Annotated in this window: 6 protein-coding genes and 1 pseudogene; 4 read left to right on the forward strand and 3 right to left on the reverse strand. The window is 40.0% G+C overall.

Annotation, left to right across the window (positions count from 1 at the left end; genetic code table 11):
- Positions 1-88: 88 nt before the first annotated feature.
- Both ACYQY7_RS13540 and ACYQY7_RS13545 read right to left on the reverse strand, forming a co-directional pair.
- Positions 89-262, reverse strand: a pseudogene (locus tag ACYQY7_RS13540) (aldo/keto reductase); the annotation flags it as partial.
- A gap of 84 nt (positions 263-346) precedes the next feature.
- A complete protein-coding gene (locus ACYQY7_RS13545; RefSeq protein WP_461202838.1) occupies positions 347-1,051 on the reverse strand; it encodes a polysaccharide deacetylase family protein in 705 nt (234 codons plus the stop codon).
- A 110-nt stretch (positions 1,052-1,161) separates the two neighbouring features.
- On the opposite strand from ACYQY7_RS13545, the gene ACYQY7_RS13550 reads away from it, so the two are divergent.
- The 4 genes from ACYQY7_RS13550 to ACYQY7_RS13565 all read left to right on the forward strand — a co-directional run bounded on the left by ACYQY7_RS13550 (position 1,162) and on the right by ACYQY7_RS13565 (position 4,950).
- Positions 1,162-2,040, forward strand: a complete 879-nt coding sequence (locus ACYQY7_RS13550; RefSeq protein ID WP_461202840.1) for an amidase — start codon at positions 1,162-1,164, stop codon at positions 2,038-2,040.
- On the forward strand, positions 2,033-2,614 hold the full coding sequence (locus ACYQY7_RS13555; protein WP_461202842.1) for a Uma2 family endonuclease: 582 nt from the start codon (positions 2,033-2,035) through the stop codon (positions 2,612-2,614). The genes ACYQY7_RS13550 and ACYQY7_RS13555 overlap by 8 nt, the downstream gene beginning before the upstream one ends.
- 22 nt (positions 2,615-2,636) lie before the next feature.
- Positions 2,637-4,127, forward strand: coding sequence for a glycoside hydrolase family 32 protein (locus ACYQY7_RS13560; protein WP_461202844.1), 1,491 nt, complete (start codon positions 2,637-2,639; stop codon positions 4,125-4,127).
- A gap of 100 nt (positions 4,128-4,227) precedes the next feature.
- A complete protein-coding gene (locus ACYQY7_RS13565; protein WP_461202846.1) occupies positions 4,228-4,950 on the forward strand; it encodes a TspO/MBR family protein in 723 nt (240 codons plus the stop codon).
- Positions 4,951-4,974: 24 nt separating this feature from the next.
- On the opposite strand, the gene ACYQY7_RS13570 is transcribed toward ACYQY7_RS13565, so the two are convergent.
- Positions 4,975-5,256, reverse strand: a complete 282-nt coding sequence (locus ACYQY7_RS13570; protein ID WP_461202848.1) for a hypothetical protein — start codon at positions 5,254-5,256, stop codon at positions 4,975-4,977.
- Positions 5,257-5,541 lie beyond the last annotated feature (285 nt).

Genomic DNA, 5,541 nt, shown 5'->3' on the forward strand with positions numbered 1-5,541 from the left:
GGCTTTATTTGCTCTTTTGCCTTGTAATTTTTTATAAATTGTATATAGAGTTTTAAGAATTTTCAAAAAAATATTTTAACAGTTACTAACCTTCTTCATTTTGGTAAAATGCAGCTGTATCAATGTGACGATAGCCAACTTCCAGCGATGTGCGAACAGTTCGGTTTACTTCGTCTCCTTCTTGTACTTTATAAACGCCTAATCCAAGCCATGGCATGCGAACTCCATCATGTAATGTGGCACCATCTTGTAAACTTTTCATCACTTTGCCCCTTTCCAATATTTGTCCCTTTTATTATGAGATGGATGGGCTGAAAAATCAAAATATATGCTTACATGAAAGGTGCTACAAGTTCAAATGGCGATAGTTTGGATGGTGTTTTAACAGTTCCGAGACAGTGACAAACGTATATCCTTTTTCTTTTAAAATCGGCAAAATTTCTTTTAATGCTTGAACAGTTTGTTTTCGACTGCCGCTTCCATGGTCGTGAAACAAAATAATTTGCCCAGGTTGAATATGGCTAATGACACGGCGCACGATGCGGTTTGTTCCAGGGTTTTGCCAGTCATACGTGTCTTGATGTTTTGACCACATCACGACGGTATATCCCCGCTGTTTAGCAATGTCAATAATACGTTTATTGTAGTAACCGAGCGGGGGACGAAATAATGTCGGTCGTTTTCCTGTTATTTGATATATGACATCTTCGCTTTTTTTTATTTCCTCTTCAATCGTTTGCTTTGATTTGCCGCGAAAATCGAGATGTTTATACGTATGATTGGCGATTTCATGTCCTTCGTCCATTTGTCGTTTAATAATGTCAGCATATTTTTCCGCTCGAAATCCAACGACAAAAAAAGTCGCTTTTGCGTCATACTGCTTTAAAATTGTTAAAATGTCAGGCGTATATAACATATCCGGCCCATCATCAAACGTAATAGCGACCATTTTTTCGTCGGTCGGAACGTTCCAAACAATATCGTCATTCATTTGCTGAACAGGTGTTGTCGCCATAACGAATAAAGACAAAAATAAGAAAAATGCATTCATTTTTCATCCCCACTTTTTTATATATCATGTGAAAAAAGTCGTTTCGCCATTCTCTTTTCTATGCAAAACATAGTAAAATAAAGATAATCGATATGTGGGAAGGGATATAGATGAAAAAAGTGATCAGTATGATTACATTTTTATTTGTACTTGTTGTAGGGGGGGTGTATTTGTTCGCACAAGAAAAACAGCTCGTGCGCGCCACATGGCTTTGGAATCCGTGGCTGCTCGTGAAAAATGAAGAGCGCATCTTTTCATTTTTAGAAAAGAAGCAAATAAGCGATGTGTACGTGCAAATGGATGAAGAAGTTTCAATGGAGGTATATCGCCAATTTGTTCGACATGCAACGGAAAAAGGGATCCGTGTTTATGTACTAGATGGAGCGCCGCATTGGATTGAAACGAACGAAGGAATGGAGCGTTTATTCCAATGGATTGACCAATATGAAAGCGCTGCCGAACAAAATGAAAAGTTTAGCGGTGTTCATTTAGACGTTGAACCGTACTTGCATGAACGTTGGCGTACGAATCGAGAAGAAGCAATCGTTTCGTATCAAACACTTTTACAACGTGCACGGCAACTCGCAAGCGAACGGTCGCTACGTTTTGAAGTTGATATCCCATTTTGGTTTGACGAAGTATCATATGGCGATACAAACTTAGCGGAATGGGTGATTGCACATACAGCCGGTGTGGCGATCATGGCGTATCGCGATGAAGCAAAGGCAATCATTAACATTGTAAAGAAAGAAATGAACCTTGCGAAAAAGTACAACAAATCGATTGTCATAGGTGTGGAAACAGGACAAGTTGATGAAGGGGATCACGTTTCATTTGCTGAAGAGAGCGAAACGTATATGAATGAACAATTAGCGATTGTTCAGCAACATTATGCTCGCACAAAAAGTTTTTCTGGCATTGCGGTGCATCATTTAGAACAATGGATGAATAGAAACGGAAAAACGGGCGAAGGTGGGACAGATGAGTGAGCATGAAGAAAAACAACTATATACACTTGCTGAGTTTTTTGAGCTTGTCGGGGAACGACGAATGGAGTTGTACGAAGGAACTCCTGTGCTCATGACCCTAGCTTCATACGAACATGAAGGAGTTGTAGCCAATTTAATTGGGGAAATGATATTTGCGTTAAAAGGTAGCTCTTGTTTTGTGTTTGGAAGTAATTTACAAGTTGTGTTTCTTTTCCAAGATGAGCAAAAAGGAAAGGAAAATGTAACAGTGTTGCCGGACATCTCAGTTGTTTGTGAGAAAGAGAAACTGCGCAATAAGCGCTGTTATGGCGCCCCAGCTCTTGTCGTCGAAGTTCTCTCTCCAAGCACCGCAAGAAACGACAGATTATTGAAGCGCTATTACTATGAAAAAGCGGGGGTAAAGGAATATTGGATTGTTGATTATCAACATAAGGCGATTGAAAAATATGTTCTTCATAACGATCGTTTGCAACTAGAAGAAGTATATGACGATCAAAACAATCATTTTGTCTCCACTTTATTTCCGAACATAAAGTTCTCTACACATCATATTTTTTCATTTCTTGATATATAAACAAAGAGAAAGGGGCAAGTTTATGTCGAAACATACGAAGCACATTTATGAAGCAGAAAGACGAGTACAATGGGCAAAAGAAAAAATGGACAGCACATATCGGCTAGCATATCATATTATGGCTCCGGTAAACTGGATGAATGATCCAAACGGATTAATTCAATGGAATGGAGAGTACCATGTATTTTATCAGTTCCATCCCGACAGTCCAACGTGGGGGCCGATGCATTGGGGGCATGTGAAAAGTAATGACCTTGTACATTGGGAACGTGTACCGATTGCGCTTGCGCCGAGTGAATGGTATGACGGAGGCGGCTGTTTTTCAGGAAGCGCGGTGAATGACCAAGGGGTGCTTACACTCATTTATACAGGAAATGTCTGGTTAAACGAGGAACAAACGGAGTTGAAGCAATATCAATGCATTGCGACAAGCAAAGACGGCATTCATTTTGAAAAAGACCCGGTCAATCCGGTACTTTCCGAACCTCCGTTTGATTGCCAAGGTCATATTCGCGATCCGAAAGTGTGGAAACATGGCGCCGACTGGTACATGGTGCTTGGGACGAGAGAGGGGAATAACGGAAAAGTTGTTTTATATAAGTCGAACGATTTACGACATTGGGAATATGTAAACATCATGGCTGAAAGCGATGGTAGCTTAGGCTATATGTGGGAGTGTCCAGATGTCTTCCGTTTGAACGGCAAAGATATTTTGTTATTTTCTCCGCAAGGAATCGAACCAGAAGGTGACCGTTTCCAAAACCTTCATCAAACAGGCTACGTCGTTGGTACACTTAATTATGAAACAGGGAAACTCGTGCACGGAGCGTTTGAAGAGTTGGATAAAGGATTTGATTTTTACGCGGCGCAAACGTTTGAAGATGAAAACGGACGGCGCATTTTGTTCGGCTGGATGGATATGTGGGAGTCTTTTATGCCGACGCAAGCACATGGTTGGGCAGGGGCGTTGACGATTCCTCGTCTTTTGGAATTAGCAGATGATGAGAAACTATTGATGAAACCAGTGCCAGAATTACAGTTATTACGCGAAGAGCACGTGCAGCTGGAATCGATTTCGGTAAACGACGGAACGTACACACTTCCAGTTCAAGGCGATCGATTAGAATTGCTCGTTCGTTTTTCGTTAGCCGATTTTCAAGGGAACGCGTTTGGTGTAAAAGTGCGCTGTGCGGAAGACGGAAGCGAAGAAACGGTTTTCCGCTATGACGTAAAAGACGCTCTCGTTACATTTGACCGAAACCGGTCCGGAAAAGGCGAAGGCGGCATTCGCCGTGCCGTATTACATAAGCAAGAAGACATCGTCACGTTCCATGTCTTTATTGACCGTTCTTCTGTTGAGTTATTCGTCAACGATGGTCGGCTTGTGATGACAGGGAGAATATATCCATCTGAAACGAGCCAAGGGATTGAATTGTTTGCAGAAGGTGGAAAATTGACCGTGCTTTCTGTTGAGGCGTGGACGTTGAAAGATATTTGGTGTGAGCTAGTGTAAAAGAGGCGGGACAAAAACCGTCTCTTTTTGTTACAAACGGTTATCGTGTCCATATAAAAGGAATAATATAAATGATAAAGAAAAGAGTTGGAGGATAGCGATGGGGCGACTTATTGGTTATGTTATAGCGTACGTCGGGATGGTGTTTGTTAATGTGATGGCTGAGTGGCTTCCGTTAAACGGTCAGACGACAGGAGACATATCGCGTAAAGTTAACGTCTTGTTTACACCTGCAGGGTACGTATTTTCGATTTGGGGTTTTATTTATGTGCTATTAGCGATTTGGATTTTTAGGCAAATCCCATCTTCTCGCCGTCATTTACCTATGTACCGCCAAGCGTTTATTCCTTTTGTCGCTAGCTGTATGTTTAATGCGTTATGGATTGTTGTATGGCATTATGAATATTTTCTTTTTTCTGTTATTGTGATGCTCCTTCTTCTTTTGACACTTATTTCGTTATATATGGCTGTTAAACGTACGAATCCAACAAGTCTTGATTTGCTCCCATTTTCTGTGTATCTCAGTTGGATTAGCGTTGCGACAATTGCAAACATTTCCTTTATGTTAAAATACAACGGTTGGGATGGATTCGGATTACCTGAATCATTTTGGGCGATTGCGATGTTACTTGTTGCAACAACTTTAGCCCTTCTGTTCATGATCCGACAACACGATTACATATATCCAATTGTATTTGTTTGGGCGTTTGTTGGAATCGGGGTGAAAAATCAAGGCGCTGCGTCACTTGTCGCATACGTTTCATTTTTGTTGGCAGGAGTCATATTAATTAGCACAGCATCTTTATACAAAGAAAAAACATAATCGCCCATCTTTGTATTGGGCGATTTATACATATTTTACAATTCCTTCATTGAACTGTTTTTGTATATCTTTATCATGCAACAGTTTTTTGTAGTTTGTTCTTGAAAATAAATAGGTAGAAATGCTCGGATCTTTTAACAAACGCTTTACAGTGTTTTTGTCGAACGGTTTTTGTGTTTCAATCACTCTTGTTTTTTGCATATGTTTCAATCTTCGTTTTGCTATGAGGTAATCAAACTGACCTAACAGCAAAAAATTTAACAATCCTCCTACAAATTCAAAACATATCGTGACTAGTGTTTCCATTTCCTCCTCCGTCCCTTCGTTATTTTTAATATATCACTTAAATTTTACCTTTTTTCATCGTAACATATTGACAAAAAAAGGATAAAATTTTATTGTGAATATTGTGACGATTGGATGTGTTTGTTGTGAAATTGTATTTACCTTTTTTAAGGGAGATTGAGGTGAAGTTCAAGGAAATTTCTTGTCGTATCGAGTCGACTAATGGTTTTTTTGATTTCAGCCATATAGTAGAAAAGGTAGCGTCAAAAAATCTATGAAAAGTCATCACGGGCTACCTTTTGAAGG

The sequence above is a fragment of the Anoxybacillus sp. TBDG-1 genome, from assembly GCF_054815885.1.